At 43.5% G+C, this 19,712-nt stretch carries 16 protein-coding genes; 5 read left to right on the top strand and 11 right to left on the bottom strand.

The features are described 5' to 3' along the window. The first annotated feature begins 50 nt into the window (after window positions 1–50). Both AC1DUD_RS11085 and AC1DUD_RS11080 read left to right on the top strand, forming a co-directional pair. Window positions 51–1,985: an amino acid permease gene (locus AC1DUD_RS11085; protein WP_477374567.1), complete on the top strand. Its 1,935-nt coding sequence runs from the start codon at window positions 51–53 to the stop codon at window positions 1,983–1,985. Between the two features lie 5 nt (window positions 1,986–1,990). Then, entirely contained in the window at window positions 1,991–2,404 is a 414-nt protein-coding gene (locus AC1DUD_RS11080) for a DUF5655 domain-containing protein (RefSeq protein ID WP_477374565.1), read from the top strand. A 122-nt stretch (window positions 2,405–2,526) separates the two neighbouring features. On the opposite strand, the gene AC1DUD_RS11075 is transcribed toward AC1DUD_RS11080, so the two are convergent. The 10 genes from AC1DUD_RS11075 to AC1DUD_RS11030 all read right to left on the bottom strand — a co-directional run bounded on the left by AC1DUD_RS11075 (window position 2,527) and on the right by AC1DUD_RS11030 (window position 11,827). Then, window positions 2,527–3,717: an aspartate aminotransferase family protein gene (locus AC1DUD_RS11075; protein WP_477374563.1), complete on the bottom strand. Its 1,191-nt coding sequence runs from the start codon at window positions 3,715–3,717 to the stop codon at window positions 2,527–2,529. Between the two features lie 276 nt (window positions 3,718–3,993). Then, window positions 3,994–4,500: a hypothetical protein gene (locus tag AC1DUD_RS11070; RefSeq protein WP_110587236.1), complete on the bottom strand. Its 507-nt coding sequence runs from the start codon at window positions 4,498–4,500 to the stop codon at window positions 3,994–3,996. A 16-nt stretch (window positions 4,501–4,516) separates the two neighbouring features. After that, window positions 4,517–5,554, bottom strand: a complete 1,038-nt coding sequence (locus tag AC1DUD_RS11065; protein ID WP_477374561.1) for a hypothetical protein — start codon at window positions 5,552–5,554, stop codon at window positions 4,517–4,519. A 51-nt stretch (window positions 5,555–5,605) separates the two neighbouring features. Beyond that, window positions 5,606–6,160 (bottom strand): RNA polymerase sigma factor, encoded by a 555-nt coding sequence (locus AC1DUD_RS11060; protein ID WP_477374559.1) that lies wholly within the window; start codon window positions 6,158–6,160, stop codon window positions 5,606–5,608. A 30-nt stretch (window positions 6,161–6,190) separates the two neighbouring features. Next, entirely contained in the window at window positions 6,191–7,156 is a 966-nt protein-coding gene (locus AC1DUD_RS11055; RefSeq protein ID WP_243482168.1) for a transketolase family protein, read from the bottom strand. Between the two features lie 101 nt (window positions 7,157–7,257). Continuing rightward, the gene (locus AC1DUD_RS11050; RefSeq protein WP_090531971.1) at window positions 7,258–8,103 is read right to left on the bottom strand and encodes a transketolase; all 846 of its coding nucleotides are present in this window, start codon (window positions 8,101–8,103) and stop codon (window positions 7,258–7,260) included. 52 nt (window positions 8,104–8,155) lie between these two features. Further along, on the bottom strand, window positions 8,156–8,617 hold the full coding sequence (gene bcp, locus AC1DUD_RS11045) for a thioredoxin-dependent thiol peroxidase (protein WP_330862693.1): 462 nt from the start codon (window positions 8,615–8,617) through the stop codon (window positions 8,156–8,158). A gap of 12 nt (window positions 8,618–8,629) precedes the next feature. Continuing rightward, window positions 8,630–10,348 carry a M23 family metallopeptidase gene (locus AC1DUD_RS11040; protein WP_477374556.1) on the bottom strand — a complete coding sequence of 573 codons (1,719 nt, stop codon included), beginning with the start codon at window positions 10,346–10,348 and terminating at the stop codon, window positions 8,630–8,632. Between the two features lie 2 nt (window positions 10,349–10,350). Further along, entirely contained in the window at window positions 10,351–10,962 is a 612-nt protein-coding gene (locus AC1DUD_RS11035; protein WP_477374554.1) for a fumarylacetoacetate hydrolase family protein, read from the bottom strand. 349 nt (window positions 10,963–11,311) lie between these two features. Beyond that, complete coding sequence (locus AC1DUD_RS11030; RefSeq protein WP_477374552.1) at window positions 11,312–11,827, bottom strand: T9SS type A sorting domain-containing protein; 516 nt, start codon at window positions 11,825–11,827, stop codon at window positions 11,312–11,314. A gap of 197 nt (window positions 11,828–12,024) precedes the next feature. Between AC1DUD_RS11030 and AC1DUD_RS11025 the strand changes: the two genes are divergently transcribed. The 3 genes from AC1DUD_RS11025 to AC1DUD_RS11015 all read left to right on the top strand — a co-directional run bounded on the left by AC1DUD_RS11025 (window position 12,025) and on the right by AC1DUD_RS11015 (window position 17,748). Continuing rightward, window positions 12,025–13,974, top strand: a complete 1,950-nt coding sequence (locus AC1DUD_RS11025; RefSeq protein ID WP_477374550.1) for a KUP/HAK/KT family potassium transporter — start codon at window positions 12,025–12,027, stop codon at window positions 13,972–13,974. A 486-nt stretch (window positions 13,975–14,460) separates the two neighbouring features. Next, window positions 14,461–16,737 (top strand): glycosyltransferase family 4 protein, encoded by a 2,277-nt coding sequence (locus tag AC1DUD_RS11020; RefSeq protein ID WP_477374548.1) that lies wholly within the window; start codon window positions 14,461–14,463, stop codon window positions 16,735–16,737. Continuing rightward, on the top strand, window positions 16,738–17,748 hold the full coding sequence (locus AC1DUD_RS11015) for a glycosyltransferase family 4 protein (RefSeq protein WP_477374546.1): 1,011 nt from the start codon (window positions 16,738–16,740) through the stop codon (window positions 17,746–17,748). It abuts the gene before it with no gap. 236 nt (window positions 17,749–17,984) lie between these two features. Here the strand turns inward: AC1DUD_RS11015 and AC1DUD_RS11010 are convergent, their stop codons facing one another. Then, on the bottom strand, window positions 17,985–19,688 hold the full coding sequence (locus AC1DUD_RS11010; protein ID WP_477374544.1) for a M3 family oligoendopeptidase: 1,704 nt from the start codon (window positions 19,686–19,688) through the stop codon (window positions 17,985–17,987). Window positions 19,689–19,712 lie beyond the last annotated feature (24 nt).

Below are 19,712 nucleotides of genomic sequence, written 5' to 3'. Positions count from 1 at the left end.
CAAAAAAATGATTAATTTTGAGATTGATTAGCACTTATTAATTAAACTACATGTCGAAAAGTATCTTTCGTAAAAAGTCAGTAGCAAAAATTTTAAATGATGTTGAGTGTGGTTTCAGTGATAGTGAGCATCCAGGTACAGCAACATCCCAACTCAAAAAAGAACTTAATGTAAAAGACCTAACCCTCATGGGCATAGCTGCCGTTGTGGGGGCAGGGATATTTTCGACCATTGGCGAAGCCTCGTTTCACGGCGGTCCTGCAGTTTCCATCCTGTTTATATTAACCGCCGTTACATGCGGGTTTTCGGCGCTTTGTTATGCCGAGTTTGCCTCGCGCATCCCGGTTGCGGGCAGTGCTTATACCTACGCTTATGCCTCTTTCGGCGAATTAATCGCATGGATCATTGGTTGGGATTTGTTAATGGAATATGCCATCGGTAACATCGCAGTAGCCATTTCCTGGAGCGAATATTTCGTAAACCTGCTCGAAGGCTTTCATATCCACATGCCCAAATTCCTTACGATGGATTATGTTTCGGCTTTGCGCGGGCATGAGCAGGTTCAGGCAGCAGGGGCAAACCTTGCCGATATTAGTGATAGGGTAAAAGCAGAAGCTCTGGCCTGGAACCAGGCACCGGGTATAGGTAATTTTAAACTCATAGCCAATTTACCCGCCCTTTTAATTGTAATCGTCATTACTTATCTGGTTTATATAGGTATCCGCGAAACAAAAAAGGCTACCAATGCCATGGTGGTGCTTAAAATAGTGATAGTGATAGCCGTGATAGTAGTGGGCTTTTTTTATGTTACGCCTGCCAACTGGCACCCTTTTATGCCTAACGGTTTCAGTGGTGTTATGAAAGGTGTATCAGGTGTATTTTTTGCCTACATTGGTTTTGATGCCATATCAACCACTGCTGAAGAATGCGAAAAACCTCAGCGCGATCTGCCTCGTGGTATGATCTACTCGCTGGTGATTTGTACTGTATTATATATCCTGATAGCCCTTGTACTTACCGGTATGGTAAGCTATAAAGATTTGCAGGTTGGCGACCCGCTGGCTTTTGTTTTTGCGAAAGTTGGTTTGCACAAAATAAGTTATGTGATCTCCATTAGCGCAGTTATTGCCACAGCCAGCGTATTGCTGATATTTCAGTTGGGCCAGCCCAGGATCTGGATGAGTATGAGTCGCGATGGTTTATTGCCAAAAGCGTTTTCACGCATCCACCCCAAATACCAAACGCCTGCATTTGCTACTGTGGTAACCGGGTTTGTTGTTGCTATCCCCGCCCTGTTCATGAACCTTACTGAGGTAACCGACCTCACCAGCATAGGTACCCTTTTTGCTTTTGTACTGGTTTGCGGCGGAGTATTGCTGCTCCCGCGCGAGGAAGCGGTGAAAGGTAGATTTCACCTGCCTTATGTAAATGGTAAATTCATTATACCAATTATAACGCTTGTGATTTTGGGCTCAGTTGCCTGGTTTAAACCGGCTGCTCAAGTAGAGATGATGCAGTTTAAAAAGCTTAAAGACCGGAGCGACATTATTGATAATTTGGATAACAATGACAATCTAAGCCTGCTTAAAACCACCAATCAGCTTTACAACACCCATGTAGCCGCCCAGCCCGATTCGGCTAAAAAATATTTTAAGGATATAGAAGAAGATAAATTCAATACCGCAGTAAGGCAAACAAATGATATCAGCGATGCTAAAAAATATAGCCTTGGTATTAATGGTTTCCTGTATAATTTCCCTAACTATCTTTTCTTTATCCTTATCATCATTATAGCGGTTTACAGCTTTATTAAAAACTTCTCGCTAATTCCGGTTTTAGGGCTCATGAGCTGTTTTTACCTCATGACTGAGCTTGGCTACACCAATTGGCTCAGGTTTTTGATATGGCTTGTAATAGGCCTGGTGATTTATTTCACCTACAGCTATAAAAACAGCGTGTTAGGCAAGGAAACTAAAACGGCATAAATATCATGTGGACCTGCCCCTTATGCGAACGTGAATTTACTGCCACTAACCAGGTGCATTCATGCCGCGACAGGGAGCTTTCAGAAGCCTTAAGCGGAAAATCACCCCATACTGTGGCCCTGTTTGACCATTTGATTGATGAATACTTGCAGATTGGTGAAATCAAAGTTTGCCCTACCAAAAGTATGATAGCTTTAGGGGCAAGGGTAAACTTTGCTTATATCACCCAATTAGGTAAAAACTTTATCGACGTTGTGTTTCCCTTTAAACAGGTTTATGATGATAACCTGTGCTTCAGTAAAATAAAACAGGTGCCCGGTACTGATCAGTATAATCATTACTTCAGAATGTATTTTAGGGAAGATATTAATGAGGAAGTGCGGAAGTATATGCAGATGGCCCGGGAGATAAGTTTGTGAAAAATTACCGCAGGTTGTTAATTAAGTTTTGTCATTGCGTTAAGTGATAGCATGGCATTTGCATGTGGGCTCTGAAGGAGAGGCGGTTCGGCGAAACGTGGGCCACGTGAGTAAATAGGCGGCTATTTAATATAATAATCAACTGCCTCAATGATCACATCACAAGCTTTCCTGATTTCATCAGGTATAATAATAAGCGGAGGGGCTAAACGCATAGAATTGCTACAATGCAGGAACCAATCGGTTATTACGCCATTTTCAATACAACGATCAATTATTTTTTTGTTGAGGTCGAAGTTTTCCAGTTCAATGGCCATCATAAGCCCTTTACCACGTACCTGTAGTATAGCTGGATGTACAAGCAATTCACGAAAAAGGGCTTCTTTTTCGGCTACGCCCGACACCAGATCGTTATCCAGCAGATACTCCAAGGCAGCTAAACCCGCCGCACAACATACCGGGTGCCCGCCAAACGTAGTAATATGACCAAGGATTGGATTTTCCTTCAGTGCATCCATGATCTGATTTGATGAAATGAACGCCCCTATCGGCATCCCACCGCCAAGTGCTTTTGCTAAAAGCAAAATATCAGGAACAATATCAAAATGCTCAAAAGCAAAAAGCTTTCCGGTACGACCAAACGCCGCCTGGATTTCATCCAGTATCAGCAGCGTACCCATTTCGGTACAACGCGCTCGTAAGGCTTGCATGTAGGCGAGATTCGGCACACGAATGCCAGCCTCACCCTGGATGGTTTCAATGATGACACAGGCCGTTTCTTCGGTGATCAGTTGAAGATCATCCGGGTTATTAAAACGGATAAAATTTACACCCGGCAATAAAGGACGGTAAGCCTGCTTAAATTCCTCATTGCCCATAACGCTCAATGCGCCGTGTGTGCTGCCATGATATGAGTTGAGGCAGGCAACAACCTGCTGCCGCCCCGTAAAGCGCTTAGCAAGCTTTAAAGCCCCTTCAACAGCCTCGGCTCCCGAGTTGGTAAAATATACGGATTGCAAATTATCCGGCAATACAGCAACAAGCTTCTCAGCAAAGCGCACCTGCGGCGTTTGTACGTATTCGCCGTAAACCATCAGGTGCATGTATTTATCAACCTGCTGTTTTATCGCATCAATAACATAAGGATTACTGTGGCCTAAACTGCTCACGCCGATGCCCGAAATCAGGTCGATATAGGGCTTGCCCTCCGTATTGTACATATAAATACCTTCGGCGCGCTCAAATTCAAGCAATAAAGGAAAGTTGGTAGTTTGAGCATTGTTGGCTAAAAAAAGCTGGCGAAGAGTTGGCATGTTGTTAAGTTGTATTCAAAACTGTTAAAATCCAAACCGTCATTGCGAGGTACGAAGCAATCGCGAACTATACAGAGCGGCTCTGCCAATCGGGGATTGCTTCGTACCTCGCAATGACGAGTAGGAGAATCCAGTCCTCAATGACATGTGATTAAATTTACCGACAAAGATAAACTAAAACAGACGGACGAAAATCCATCTGTAAATGTTATTCGAAATACTTTTGATTTTGTAGAGACTAAAAATAACTAATCTCTAAACTCCAACCTCTGCCCCCTAATTCCCCGCTCTTTCACTGCGTTCGCTGAGTTGTTTGATGAGTTCGTCGTTAAACTCCTGCTCGCTTTTGTACAGGATGCTTACCTTCTCGGGAGGAAGGATCTTGGAGAATGAATCGCGGTAACGTTTACGGATTCCTACCAGCTGGCTTTCGTAATAAATTTCTTTGTCAATTTGCTCGGTGCCGTTGGTTGAAGAGGTAGAGTTGTTTAAACGTTTCAGGATGCGCACAGCAGTAAGTTCCTGCTGATACTGATTGTAGAGCGGCCAAAATTTAGTGCCCTCTTCATCTGTAAGATCAAGCTGGCGGCTGATATACCTGTTACGGGCTGCCTCAAGTTTTTTACCCATCGCACCTTTTTTATTACCATTGGGGCGAACGGGGTTAAGCTCGGGCCTTGAAGGCGTTTGAGCCGGAACAAAGCGGTTAACTTGTCCCACAGCTTCATAGCCTATTGCCATAACAAATAATACAATACAAATATGCCTGATCAGTTTACTCATTAAATGTTTTCCTCTGTTAATTATCTATATAATCCGACAGATCTTCGTCTGCATTACTTGTGTTGCTTTTTTGATTAGCATCTATCAGTGTACGGGTATCGCTTGCGTCCATATGCAACTGAAGATAGCTTTTTATTTCATCAACAGGAACTGATGATACCTGCTCATGTAAATAAGAGTGGTTATGATCCGATGGTTGCAAATCAGCCCTGAAAATAACGCCCACACCAAGTATTAAGGCAAAACAAGCGGCTGTAGCATACCTGATGGTAGGCGACAACCAAAGTCTTCTTACCATGCCTTTTTTCTGTACAGGCTTAGCTTTGTTGATGCTTACAACGTTGTCCAGTTCCTCTACTTTTTCAACCTCCGCATTAACTGTTTTATCCAGGATGCGCTGGCTAAGCTGATCGAAATAGTTTGCAGGCACTTCAAAACCCTCATGCTCGGCGCTCATGGCTTCCTCTACCGCTATACGGCTTTGGATGTTGGCGCTTAATTCCTCAAAATAATGTTCAGGAACGGTAAAGCCTTCATCACCAATGGCCTCCTCCACCGCAATGCGGCTTTGGATGTTGCTGCTCAGTTCGTCAAAATAGTTTTCGGGAACCGTGAAACCTTCGTCGCCCATAGCCTCCTCCACCGTTATACGGCTTTGGATGTTGCTGCTAAGCCGGTCAAAATAATTTTCGGGCACCGTGAAACCCTCGCCCGCATTCATGGCTTCATCCACCACAATACGGCTTTGAATGTTGCTGCTAAGCTCATCAAAATAATTTTCGGGAACGGTAAACCCCGAATCACCGGCGCTAAAAGCACTCTCAATATTTATACGGCTCTGGATGTTGCTGCTTAGCTCGTCAAAGTAATTTTCAGGTACCGTGTACCCTGCAGATGGATAGTTCTTTAATCCCTCAAGCCTTATGCGTGTTGTAATGTGCTGCGCTAACTCATGGAAATAGCCTTCAGGCACTGCGAACGGGTTAGTTTTGCTAACCTGTTTCAGCGCGATGAAATCATCCAGCCATTCCCTATTGTCCATATCGCTTTTCATACACAACTATAGATTGGTATCTTGCTAAAAGGTTTAACGTAAATTAAAAAATTAATCGTGACCAAGCAAATGAGCCTCTATCTTCTTGACTGCCAGGTGAAAAGAGGCCTTTAAAGCCCCTACGCTGGTACCCAAAACCTGCGACATTTCTTCATACTTCATGTCTTCATAGTATTTCATATTGAAAACAAGCCGTTGTTTTTCGGGCAGGGTAATCAGTGCTTCCTGTAGTTTACGCTGCGCTGCGTCGCCATTAAAATACGTTGAGTCGGCCAGTGTATCAGCCAGCTCATAAGCAACATCATCCAACGAAACATTATTTTTTTGCTTTTTCTTATTCAAAAAAGTAATGCATTCGTTGGATGCTATCCTGTACATCCAGGTGTACAGTTGCGCGTCGTTTCTGAAACCGGCAAGGTTTTTCCAAACCTTTACAAAAACATCCTGAACCAAATCATCAGCATCGTCATGATCAACAACCATGCGCCTGATGTGCCAGTATATTTTTTGCTGGTATTTCTTCAACAACAGGTTAAACGCCTCATTCCGGGTTTTTTCGTCCTGGAATTTGCTTAATATCTCTGAATCTTCAACCTGTACCGACATTTTTAGAATTTTATTAATGTTAAAGGTTTATTAACCTTTTTTGTTTTTTCTTTCTATCACCTTTTTAACAGCGGCCACAATATGCTCGGCATCTAAACCGTATTTGGTCATCAGTTGTTCAGGCGTACCGCTTTCGCCAAAGCTGTCATTAACAGCTACGTACTCCTGTGGTGAAGGGTTGTGTACCGCAAGTACCTGGGCAACGCTGTCACCTAAACCACCAAGGCGGTTGTGCTCTTCGGCAGTAACTACGCAACCTGTTTTAGCAACCGATTTCAAAATAGCCTCTTCATCCAGCGGTTTAATAGTGTGGATGTTGATGATCTCAGCATCGATACCCTGTTCAGCCAGAATTTCGCCGGCCAAAATAGCCTGCCATACCAGGTGTCCTGTAGCAAAGATACTTACATCAGCACCTTCATTCACCATCCATGCTTTACCAATTTCAAATTTTTGATCAGGATCGGTAAAGATAGGAACAACCGGGCGACCAAAACGTAAATAAACCGGGCCATCATACTCAGCAATAGCAACAGTAGCAGCTTTGGTTTGGTTATAATCGCAAGTGTTGATAACGGTCATGCCTGGTAACATTTTCATCAGGCCGATATCTTCCAGGATCTGGTGGGTAGCACCGTCTTCACCCAAAGTTAAACCAGCGTGTGAAGCACAAATTTTAACGTTTTTGTTTGAATAAGCTACCGATTGACGGATCTGGTCATAAACCCTGCCGGTTGAAAAGTTTGCGAAAGTACCGGTGAAAGGGATTTTACCGCCAATGGTCATACCGGCAGCAATACCGATCATGTTAGCTTCAGCAATACCTACCTGTACAAAACGCTCAGGGAATGCTTTAATAAAATCGTTCATTTTTAACGAACCGATAAGGTCGGCACAAAGGGCAACAACCTGGTCGTTTTTCTGGCCTGCTTCCAGCAACCCGGCACCAAAGCCCGAGCGGGTATCTTTTTTATCTGTGTAAGTGTATTTTTTCATTGTTCAAACTCCCTCTGCTTCCGCGAGGGAATGGCATTAAATCGTGATAAATTAAACTGATGTTTCTTAACTCCTCCGCCAGCGGGCAGAGGCCGGGGGTACTAATAATCGCCCAGTGTCTCTTCTAACTGATCTAAAGCCAGTTTAAGCTGCTCATCATTTGGCGCAACACCGTGCCATTTGTGGCTGCCCACCATAAAGTCAACACCGTACCCCATTTCAGTATGCATCAGGATCATGATCGGTTTGCCCTGACCTGTGCGGCTTTTTGCTTCTTCAAGCACCCTAACCACATCGGCCATATCGTTACCTTTCATATCCAGTACATCCCAGCCAAAAGCTTCCCATTTAGCACGAAGATCGCCTAATGAAAGTACTTGTTTGGTTGGGCCATCAATTTGCTGACCGTTAACATCAATAGTTGAGATCAGGTTATCAACGTGATTGTGAGGAGCAAACATCGCTGCTTCCCAGATCTGGCCTTCCTGGATCTCTCCATCGCCATGCAGGGTAAACACCAATGATTTATCACCGTTTAATTTTTTAGCCAATGCCGCACCGATAGCTACCGATAAGCCCTGGCCTAATGAACCCGAAGCAATACGGATTCCCGGAAGATGCTCATGTGTAGTTGGGTGACCTTGTAAACGAGCATTCAGTTTACGGAAAGTTGCCAGTTCGGCTTTATCAAAATAGCCTGCATGTGCCAGTGTGCTGTAAAACACAGGCGAAATATGGCCGTTTGACAGGAAGAAAATATCTTCGCCAACAGCGTCCATATTAAATTTAGGATCGTGGTTCATTACCGAAAAGTAAAGTGCGGTAAAGAAATCGGTACAGCCCAGTGAGCCGCCCGGGTGGCCTGATTGACAGCCATGTACCATGCGTACAATGTCGCGCCTTATTTGTGACGCGGTTTTTTCTAAAGTTTGTAAGTCTGCTTTCATTAATGGAATTTAGGAGCTGCTAAAGTAGCTATTTTGATTGTGTTTTTAACACTTAATTTACAAGATCAAGTACCTGTTGAGATGAGTTCTTTGTATCAACCTTACTGATCACGTGCGTAATAACTCCTTCTGCATCAATTATAAATGTGGTACGCGCGGTACCCATGTATTTTTTGCCGTACATGTTTTTTTCAACCCAAACGCCGTAAGCTTCAACAATTTTAAGCTCATTATCGGCTATAAGGGTAAATGGCAGGCTGTATTTGGTTTCAAATTTTTTGTGCGATTTTTCATCGTCGGTACTTACACCTATAACCTCAAAACCCTTGCTTAAAAGCGATTGATAGTTATCCCTGAAATCGCATGATTCGGCGGTACAGCCGGGGGTATCATCTTTTGGATAAAAATAAAGGATCACATTTTTGCCTTTGTAATCGGCAAGGGATACTTCTTTACCGTTTTGGTCTTTAGCGGTAAAGGCGGGGGCTTTATCGCCTTCTTTTAATGTTGTCATGGTATGAGGTACTTATCTGTAAAAATCGGCGGCAAATTCCGAAAAATTATTCTTGTTATCAACTAACACCAGCTTAAACACGTGTTTACCGGGCGCAATATCGCTATTAAAGGTGTAACTTAATATTTTACTTTTATAATCATGCTCCATCAGCACCCACTTGCCATCAATGGTGCCGGTATAGCTTTTAATCCCGGATAAATTATCGCTCATCCTCAAATTGATACTTCGGGCAGCTTTCATGTTGCTGCCGTTTTTGATATTAAGCGGATGGATGACCGGCGGTACGCTATCTACCTTGATATAATAATCGCCAAAGGCGCTCACCTGCGATATCACGTAACCATCTTTAAAGTAACCACCCTGGCAGCCTCCCCACGAGCTTACAATAACCGCCTTATCCGTATATTTACCCAGATCAACATCGGGTTTGATCCAGATCTCGTAGCTGTCATGAATGGGCGTTAACCTGTTATGGATATGATGCATAGCAGAATAAGCCCCCGCCGGTTTAGCGGATGCCGAATATTGAAAATCAAGATCATCATACAGGTTGCCCGGCATAATGATCACCTTAACTTTATCATTGCTAAACTCACTTCGCTTATCGTAGTAAAACATCGTCCCGGTTGGTTTTACAGCCTGCGGGGTGGTGAACGGAGACGATTTAACTTTGAGTTTCAAGGATGATGTATTGCCTGCCACATCCTTTACAACGTATTCCACATCATGCGTGGCATTGTCATCAAAAGTAATGATGCCGTTATTTACCGACTGCGGGTATAAAGAAATCCGGCTCCCGGGAAGGATGAAACATTTCTGCATCCACCTGCGCGATGATTCAAAGGCAGGATAATCAATATAGGCATTGATGGCATGGGTTTGATCGAAGGCGAAACGCTCAACCGCGAAGGTGTACACGGTTTTGCCATCCAGTTTTAGTTCGATAGAATAAACTCCGTTATGGTTAAACGAAGTGCTGTTCATATCGGTGGTATTAATGCCGAAGCCGATATTACCGCTTAGTTCCAGCGTTTGCGGTTTAATGAGGTGATAATTACCTGCCGATCCGGTAACGCCTAAAAACTCCTTGGATGTCTTTTCGCTAAAAGGTCGCCCGTTAAGGTGATAAATGCCGATAGAGGTAATGGTAGGCGGTACTTTATCGGGGATGGTTAAGCCAAACAACTGCGCATTGATGGTTTCCTCCGTTTTACTGTCCCTGATCTCAAAATGCACATGCGGCCCGGCCGATGCGCCGGCATTACCCGATATAGCCACAACTTCATCCTTTTTTACGGGCACCTGGGTTGGCGTAAGGTTAAAATCAGCCTCGTAGGTTTGATGCTCGTACTGGTATTTTTTTACAAGATCTATAACCGCCGGACTAAAACTTTCCAAATGACCATAAACTGTGGTATAACCATTTGGATGGGTAATGTAGATTGCACGTCCGAAGCCGCCAAACTGTACGCGTACCCTTGATATGTAACCTTCGGCGGCAGCATGTACGGGATAGCCGGTGCGCTGATTAGTTTTAAAATCGAGCCCGGAGTGGAAATGCGCAGGCCTTAATTCGCCAAATGAGCCGGCGGTAGTGGGTGGTGTAAGATCAAGCGGGTACCTAAAATAATTTTGCGGATACTGCCTGCTTTGTATAATAGTTTGTGCAAATGTGTTTGAATAAAGCGCCAAACACATTGCACCTGTAACCAATAGTTTTTTGATCATGTTTATTTAACGTAAAAATCGAGCATTTTTTCATCCTCAAGGTACCCCTCAAGCCTGTCTCCGATTGTTACTTTTGATACACCCGGTGGGGTGCCTGTAAATATTAGGTCGCCCTTTTTAAGGGTAATGTATTTTGAAACAAATGCGATGATGCTCTCAAATGAGAAAAGCAGGTCGCGGGTGTTACCCTGCTGGCGGATTTCGCCGTTGATATCCAGCTTAAAGTTGATATCATAAACCGATTCAAACTTGGCCTTAGGCACAAAATTGCTAATAGGCGCCGAACCATCAAAAGCTTTAGCCAATTCCCAGGGTAGACCTTTTTCCTTATGGCGGGCCTGGACATCGCGGGCAGTAAAATCAATTCCTAAACCAATTTCCTCGTAATAGTTAGCCGCAAATTTCTCGCTGATGTGCTTGCCTTCTTTGCTGATTTTTAAAACCAATTCTATTTCATGGTGAATATCTTCCGAAAAATCGGGGTGGTAAAAAGGCTTGTTCTCTTTCAGCAAAGCCGTTTCGGGCTTCATGAAGATAACCGGTGTTGTGGGTACCGGGTTATTGAGTTCTTTGGCGTGTTCGGCGTAGTTGCGGCCAATGGCTATAATTTTCATAAATGAACGCTATAAACGCCAAAGCTAAAAAATTTGATGGGTTTGGGGGAAGGTTTATGAGCTCGTATTAATTATTTGACGTAAATAAAGCATGTCATTGCAAGGAGCGGCGTGGCTAAAAGCACCCGGGGCGACGTGGCAATCTCGTAGCTATACAGGGCGGGCATGCATTGCGACGAGATTGCCGCGCTTGCAATGACATAGTTTTAGCTATTCCGCTGTCCGAAGTCTCTGACTTCGGATGACTATGCCTGTAGTCTTCAGACTACAGTTGGGGTATGTAGTTGCAAACTACATACATATTAAATTCGAAGTCAGAGACTTCGAACAGCTGTTTTTGTTTATATCGTTAATTAATAACCGAAATCCTTTTAATAACCGATTCTGTCCCGGCTACTACGCGTACAAAGTAAAAGCCGCGAACCAATTTATTACTGATAGGGTAATTCAGATTATGATCACCAGACTCAACCCTTTGCGAAAACAGGGTAGAAATATCATTGCCCAATACGTCCATTATTTTAATGGTTACGTTGGTATTACGCGATATAGAGTATTTGAGGTTGATTTGATCTGTTACAGGATTAGGGTACAATTGTACATCGCTTAATAATTTATCATCCGGCCGGGAAACGTTAATTTTAACGTTTGAAGTAACGGCCGGCTTTAAAGGCGGAAGCGAAAGATGTAACCCATTTTTTAAATAGGAGGTTTTAGCCTGCTTAGTTTTACCCCTAAGATATGAGGTATCAGACTTTAACGTATGGCCATCAACAACAAAGGCAAAGTTCATGAAAATTGCCATCGCAATCATCAAGACCCATGCATAGGTGTAAACAGAAGAATATGTAAAAGTTCGCCTCATTATTTAGTATAATTCTACAAAAGTATAAATAATGCCCTCATCCCATTAAATAATAATGTTTTTGTAAATCTTTTTAACAAATTTTAACAAAATGTGTAACCTTATTGTATGGTAGACACATTATTTCCTTATACGTTTAATCAGTATAATGGTTTAACCAAAAAAATTAATATTTTTGCCATCTCTAAATCATAAAAGTGTCAAATCATAAAGATCTGCATAAACTGTCGGCCGCTGGCTTCCTGATCAGTTTAGGAATAATTTACGGTGATATTGGTACCTCCCCATTATACGTATTCAAGGCCATAGTTGGTCAACGTCAAATTTCAGAAACATTAATTCTTGGAGGCGTTTCACTCATTTTTTGGACATTAACCCTGCAAACCACTTTAAAATACGTGGTGATAACTTTAAGGGCCGATAACAAAGGTGAAGGTGGTATTTTTTCGCTGTTCTCCTTAGTTCGGCGCAAAGCAAAATGGCTTATTGTGCCTGCGGTTGTGGGCGGCTGCGCCCTCCTTGCCGATGGTATCATTACCCCGCCAATTACCATATCATCGGCTATTGAAGGTTTGCAAACGTATTACCCCAACTTGCCAACGGTGTATGTGGTAATGGCCATTATTACGGTACTATTCATCATACAGCAATTTGGTACGTCGCTGGTAGGTAAGGCATTTGGGCCTATAATGTTCCTGTGGTTTACCATGATGGGCGTTTTGGGTATCACTTACATTGTGCATGATCCATGGATTATCAGGGCGCTTAACCCATATTATGCGTTCAAGTTGCTTACATCAAGCTCAAGCGACGGTGCGTTTATTATATTGGGTGCTGTGTTCCTGTGTACTACAGGTGCTGAGGCTTTATATTCAGACCTTGGCCATTGCGGTAAAGCTAACATCCGCGTAAGCTGGGTATACGTTAAAATATGCCTGATCTTAAACTATTTAGGTCAGGCGGTTTGGTTGCTACAGCGTAACGGCCACACTATGGACCTTAACACCAACAATCCTTTTTACCAGATCATGCCAACATGGTTCCTGATATATGGTATTGGTATTGCTACCGTGGCTGCTATCATTGCCAGCCAGGCGCTTATATCCGGATCATTCACGCTTATTGCCGAGGCTGTAAGGCTTAACCTTTGGCCAAAAGTGAAGATCAATTATCCATCCGAGCAAAAAGGACAGCTATATGTACCCAGCGTTAACTGGCTGCTTTGGGCAGGCTGTTTAGGTGTGGTGCTGATCTTTAAACATTCGGATAAAATGGAGGCCGCTTATGGTTTAAGTATTACAGTAGCCATGCTCATGACCACCATACTGGTATCCAAATTCCTGAAACGCAAAAAGGTACCCAACTATATCATCAATACGTTTTTGGTGGTTTACCTGCTTATTGAAGGCACTTTCCTTACCGGTAACTTACATAAATTTTTAGATGGCGGTTGGTTTACTTTATCAATAGGCTTTGTGCTGTTCACTGTAATGTGGACCTGGCATACCGCCCGTAAGATCAGGAACCGCTATGTTAAGTTTGTTGAGATCGAGGATTATTTCGATATCATTAAAGAGTTAAGTCTTGACGAAAGCGTACCTAAATACGCTTCGCAACTGGTGTACTTAACAAGTGCTAACTTCAATTCAGAAATTGAATCAAAAATTGTTTACTCCATACTGCAAAAGCAGCCCAAGCGCGCCGATGTTTACTGGCTGGTACACGTTGACGTAGTAGATGAACCATACAAACGTGAATATGAGGTTGATCACCTGGTGCCAAACAAACTCATCCGTATTGACTTTAAACTCGGTTTCCGTGTTGAACAGCAAATAAACCTGCTGTTCAGAAAAGTGGTGGAAGACCTGGTTAAAAAAGGAGAGGTTGATATTACCAGTACTTATAAATCACTGAACAAACACAAAATTGTGGGCGATTTCCGCTTTGTGGTAATTGAGAAGATCTTCTCCCGTTCGCACAACCTGTCATTCGTTGAAAGGTTTATTATGGATTACTACAAGCAGCTTAAAAAAGTGAGTTTATCTGAAGAGCGCGGCTTTGGCCTCGACCTGAGCTTTGTAACAGTAGAGAAAGTTCCGTTGGTACTCGCCATACCCGAAGCAATCGAAATCCATAGGGTTAATTAAAGCATCCTTTAAATATTTAAAGCCTTCCGGAAAACGGGAGGCTTTTTATTTACGGCCAATTCTTAGTCGTTGCGAAGGGGGATGACTAAGCAATCACTTGCTATACAGCCGGATTGGCAATATGCCATACTTTCAGGTTCTCTTGCTGATGAACCCGAACTAACAATACCGTGAACGAACGACGACTGTATCCGTTTTAGCAGGCTTATCGAAGTAGAGGCAGTCGAAAAGCTTGGCGATAGCAGGGCCAGTCAATGCTGCATTTTCTTCCGTAACTTCTCTGTTATATAATGCCTGAATTTTAGTTTGAGTTAAATTGGTATGGTTTATGCATTTATAGCAATGTCCATAAAAATAATGCTTCTGGTGTACTGAAAGCAATAAATCAGGTCAGTTCTGCATGTTTTTATGGTCACCATGCTTTTACAATTAATTAAAATTTTTTGTAAAAGAAATTAATACAAAGCATCTATACTCAATCTACTTATGAAAATAGCATATATATCCACTTATCCCCCGCGCGAATGCGGTCTTGCAACATTTAATAACAATTTAATGCGGGCCATCGGCTCAAACTTTCCCGACAGGCAAGCGCTGGCTCAAACCGGCTTTGTTGTTGCCCTTAATGATTCGGAAAATATACATGAGTATGAATACCCGGAGGAGGTAAAATATGTTATCCGTCAAAATCACCAAAAAGATTATATCCGTGCGGCCAACTATATTAACACCAGTAATGCCGATGTGTGCATTATGGAGCATGAATTTGGGATCTACGGTGGTGAGAGCGGTATTTATATTTTGCCGCTGATCAATCGCCTGGAGAAACCTTTGATCTCTATTTTACATACCGTATTAAAAGATCCAAGCTATGTGCAGCGGATCATCATTCGTGAAATAGCCGAACAATCATCAAAAGTTGTGGTGATGAGCAAACGTGCGGTTGAGTTTCTGACCAGCATTTACGAGATCCCTGCCGATAAGATCCAGATCATAGAGCATGGCGTACCTGATGTAGAAGCACCCGCAGAAAACCCTGTTAAAAACTTGTCGTCATTTAAAAACAAACGGGTGATGCTCACCTTTGGTTTGCTGAGCCGTAACAAAGGTTTGGAAACCGTAGTAAAAGCGTTGCCTAAAATAGTTGAGAAACATCCCGATGTAATGTACGTAGTGTTAGGTAACACACACCCGGGAGTTATCAAAAGCTCGGGCGAGGAGTACCGTGATCACCTAAAATCGCTTGCCGCTCAATTAGGGGTTTCAAAAAACCTTGCGTTTATCGCCAAGTTTGTATCGGAAGAAGAATTGGTAAACTACCTTACCGCCTGCGAGATCTATGTAACACCATATTTAAACGAAGCGCAGATCACCAGCGGTACATTATCCTACGCGGTGGGCGCGGGAGCAGCGGTAGTATCAACACCATATTGGCACGCTACCGAACTGCTGGCGGATAAACGAGGTCGCCTGTTTGATTTCAAAAACTCAGATGCATTGGCCGATACAGTTATCGAACTGCTTGATCAGGATCGCGTATTGAAGGAATTAAAAGAAAATGCTTATCAATATGGTTTGCATTTACGCTGGCCGGTAATCGGTGCCGAGTTTATTAAAGTAGCACAAGAATCTCTCGTTAGATATGATTTCAGCGACAAGATCCTGCGCAACAGTATTGTTGATCCTGAGATCCTGCCAAAATTCAGCTTGACCCACGTATTGCGTTTAACTGACGATACCGGGATTGTACAACATGCCAAATACGGGATCCCGAATTTAAAAGAGGGGTATTGTTTGGATGATAATGCCCGCGCCCTCATCATGGCGCTCATGGCTTATCAACGTAACGGAAGCCGGGAAGCATTTGAACTATTACCGATATACCTGAGTTACATCCACTATATGCAAACTGATGATGGTAACTTCCGCAACTTCCTGAGTTTTGACAGGAGGTACCTTGATGAGGTTGGATCGGAAGATTCATTTGGCCGTACCATTTGGGCGTTAGGACATTTGATCGGCTGCGCGGCGAGTAATTCGTACCGGGAGTTTTCGCTGGAGATCTTTCATAAATCAGTACCCCATTTTGCTGCGCTCAAACATTTAAGGGGAATGGCTAATACCATAATCGGTGTCAGCTTATACCTGCAGGTTTATCCCACGGATGAGGGCATGGTGAAGATCTTAGCCGACCTTACCCAGCCATTGATCGATGCCTATAACAATACCCAGTCTGACGATTGGCAATGGTTTGAGGAAAAAATGACCTATGATAATGCCATTCTTCCGTTGGCCTTGCTGCATTCGTGCGAGATCACCGGTAATGAAGAAGCCAAAAAGATCGCGATGGCGACTATGGCTTTCCTTGATCAGCTTACGCTATCAAACGGCTATTTAAGTCCTGTAGGTAACGACGGCTGGTATTACCGTGGAGGTACATTCCCCACGTTTGATCAGCAGGCTATTGAAACCATGGCTATGGTACTGATGCATTTCCAGGCTTACCAGATTTTCAGGGTGCCTCAGTATATTGAAAAAATGTTCCTGAGCTATAAATGGTTCCTGGGCGAAAATACTTTGCGCGCACCGCTGTATGATCATGAAACCAAAGGTTGCTGTGATGGCCTGCTTCCAGGTGGAATTAACCGTAACCAGGGAGCTGAAAGTACGCTGGCTTACCTGATATCGCACCTTACTGTGCTGAAGGCCTTTGAGCTGGAATACGAGTACAATAAATACGGTCAAAAAATGCAGACTTGCTAAATGAAGGTAGCGATATTAGCCCCTGTTGCCTGGCGCACACCGCCCAGGCACTACGGGCCCTGGGAGCAGATAGCATCAAATATAGCCGAAGGTATCATTAAGCTTGGGGCAGAAGTAACACTTTTTGCTACTGGTGATTCGATAACCGCGGGTACACTTGATGCCATTTGCGCCGCTGGTTATGAGGAAGACAGAACACAGGACGCTAAGGTGCTGGAATGCCTTCACATCAGCAACCTGATGGAAAAGGCAGCTGAGTTTGATATCATCCATAATAATTTCGATTTTCTGCCGCTTACCTATTCGGGATTGATTAAAACGCCGGTGATCACGACTATACATGGTTTTTCATCGTCAAAGATCATCCCGGTTTATAAAAAATATAACAGCAGGGGCCATTACGTTTCCATCAGCAATGCAGATCGGAGTGCTGAACTTGATTATTTAGCCACAGTATACAACGGACTTGATACTCGTGATTTTCAGTTTTATGAAAAGCCGGATGAATACCTGTTATACTTCGGCCGCATCCATCCTGATAAAGGAACCGCAGAAGCAATAGACATCGCCAAAAAAAGCAAACGAAAACTATTGATAGCCGGCATAGTGCAGGATGTCAACTATTTTAAAGAGAAGATAGAACCGCAGTTATCTGAAGAGATTGAATACATTGGTCACGCAGGTCCCGATAAACGGCGGGAGCTTTTAGGAAAAGCCTACGCTTTACTACACCCTATCAGCTTTGAGGAGCCTTTTGGCCTGAGCGTAGCCGAAGCTATGCTTTGCGGTACACCGGTTATCGCTTTTAACCGGGGTTCGATGCCCGAGTTGATCAAAGATGCGCAGACAGGCTTTTTAGTAAATACGGTTGATGAAGCAGTTGACGCTGTTGATTGGCTGGACCAGATCAGCAGGGCTGACTGTTATGATTGGGCAAAATCGCAGTTTTCAAGTGAAAAAATGGTGAGTGATTATTGGGCGTTGTATAAAAAGATATTGGGGCAAAAATAAAACGCTGCCGCGGGTTTAGCGAAGCGTAACCCGTGGTATAACATGATTTGGGCTTTCAGCCCAAGTAGATAAAGCTGAAAGCTTTAACCATAGCCAACCAGGCAGATAATTAAAACCATGTCATTGCGAGCACAGCGTGGCAACCGCATGCTATACAGAGCGGCCTTGCTTCCGTGCGATTGCCACGCTGCGCTCGCAATGACATATTTGACGAGGCGCTTTTGTTAGCGAAAATCTTAATTCAACTTATCTAACTCCGCCTTAACAAACTCAGCCAACTCTTTTACATAAGCGGCGCTGAAATCAAATTTGATCCCAGCGGTTTCGTAAATTTCCTTGATTGTTTTGGTATAGCCAAGCTTAAGGGCATTAAGGTATTGCTGCAGGCCTTTTTCAGGGTTTTCCTTATAGTTTTTCCAAACAGCAATTGCACCTAACTGTGCCATACCATACTCAATATAATAAAAAGGCACCTCGAAAATGTGCAGTTGTTTTTGCCACAGGTTAGCTAATGCTTCGCGATGTTCGCTCCAATCGGCAAAGTTTGCGCCGAATGGTTCAAAGATCTCGATCCATGCAGTTGTACGGTCGGCATCGGTATGATCAGGGTTGGTGTAGATCCAGTGTTGGAATTGGTCTACTACCGCTACCCAGGGTAGGGTTTTCAATACGTCAACCAATTGATCGCGTTTGGCACGTTTCAGGTCTTCCTCATTATCAAAATACACATTCCAGTTATCCATCGAGATCAACTCCATCGACATAGAGGCCAGTTCGGCCACTTCAGACGGGCAATGTTTAAAATCGTTCAGTTCCAGGTCGGCGGTTAAGAAAGTATGAACAGCGTGGCCGCCCTCGTGTACCATAGTGGTCAAATCTCGGAAAGTATTCGCCGAGTTCATGAATATGAACGGTGCACCGGTTTCGGCCAGCGGATAGTTGTAACCACCCGGAGCTTTACCTTTACGGCTTTCCACATCAAATAAGCCGTTATCTTTCATAATCTCTAAACGCTCGCCCAAATAGCGGTTGATATTGCTGAAGCACTGGATTGATTTTTCGATTAGGTCCTCGCCATTTTGAAATGGTTTAAGAGCTGGTTTGCCCGAAATGTCCACATCCATATCCCATGGCTTAAGCGCTGGTAAGCCCAAAGCCACACGGCGTTTCTCGGCCTGAGTTCTAAGGATTGGGACTATTTCAGTCTCAATGGCAGCGTGGAAAGCGTAGCAATCCTGTGGCGTGTAATCAAAGCGACCTAAAGCCTGGAACATATAATCGCGGAAGTTTTCAAAGCCGGCATTAGTTGCTACTGTATGGCGAAGCTTACGCAGATGATCGAAAAGCTCGTTTAGTTTTTCTTTGTCCTGCAAACGACGGCTGGTAATCTTTTCCCAAACTTCCTGGCGTTTGGCGCGATCGGTACCCTTTAAAAATACGGAGGCCTGTTCTAAAGTAAATTCCTTATCATCAATATGGACAGACATGGCACCGGTGGTCGACTGGTATTTCTGCTGCTCCACCTGGATCTCGGTTTGTACAGGAATGTTTTCCTCGCGGAAAAGCTCCAATGCTTTTTTTACCGCACGGAGGAAGATGAAATATTTCTCGCCGTCCAGTTGGTCAACATATGCGCTGGCAACCAATTTTTTATTCAGCTCGTTGCTGAATGGCGCAATTTTAGGCTCAATTTCGGTAGCAAAATATTGGAATTTTTGCAGCAGTTCTTCACTGGTGGTATCACAGGTCATGCGGATATAGCGCCAGGCAAAATCTTCTTCTAAAGCTGCCTCAAGTTCACTTTTATCGCGCAGCCATTTCTCCAGTTCTTCAACTGAATTAATAGGGCGATCAAGTAGTTCTTTATAAAAAGGTTCAAGCGTTTCCCATTTAATATCAAGGGATGCCGGGATATATGTTCTTGTTTTTTTGTGGATCATGATTTTTAGATGTGCAGATATGCT

This window comes from Mucilaginibacter sp. P4_A11 (assembly GCF_056402535.1).
This window is presented reverse-complemented; position numbering and strand designations above follow the sequence as displayed.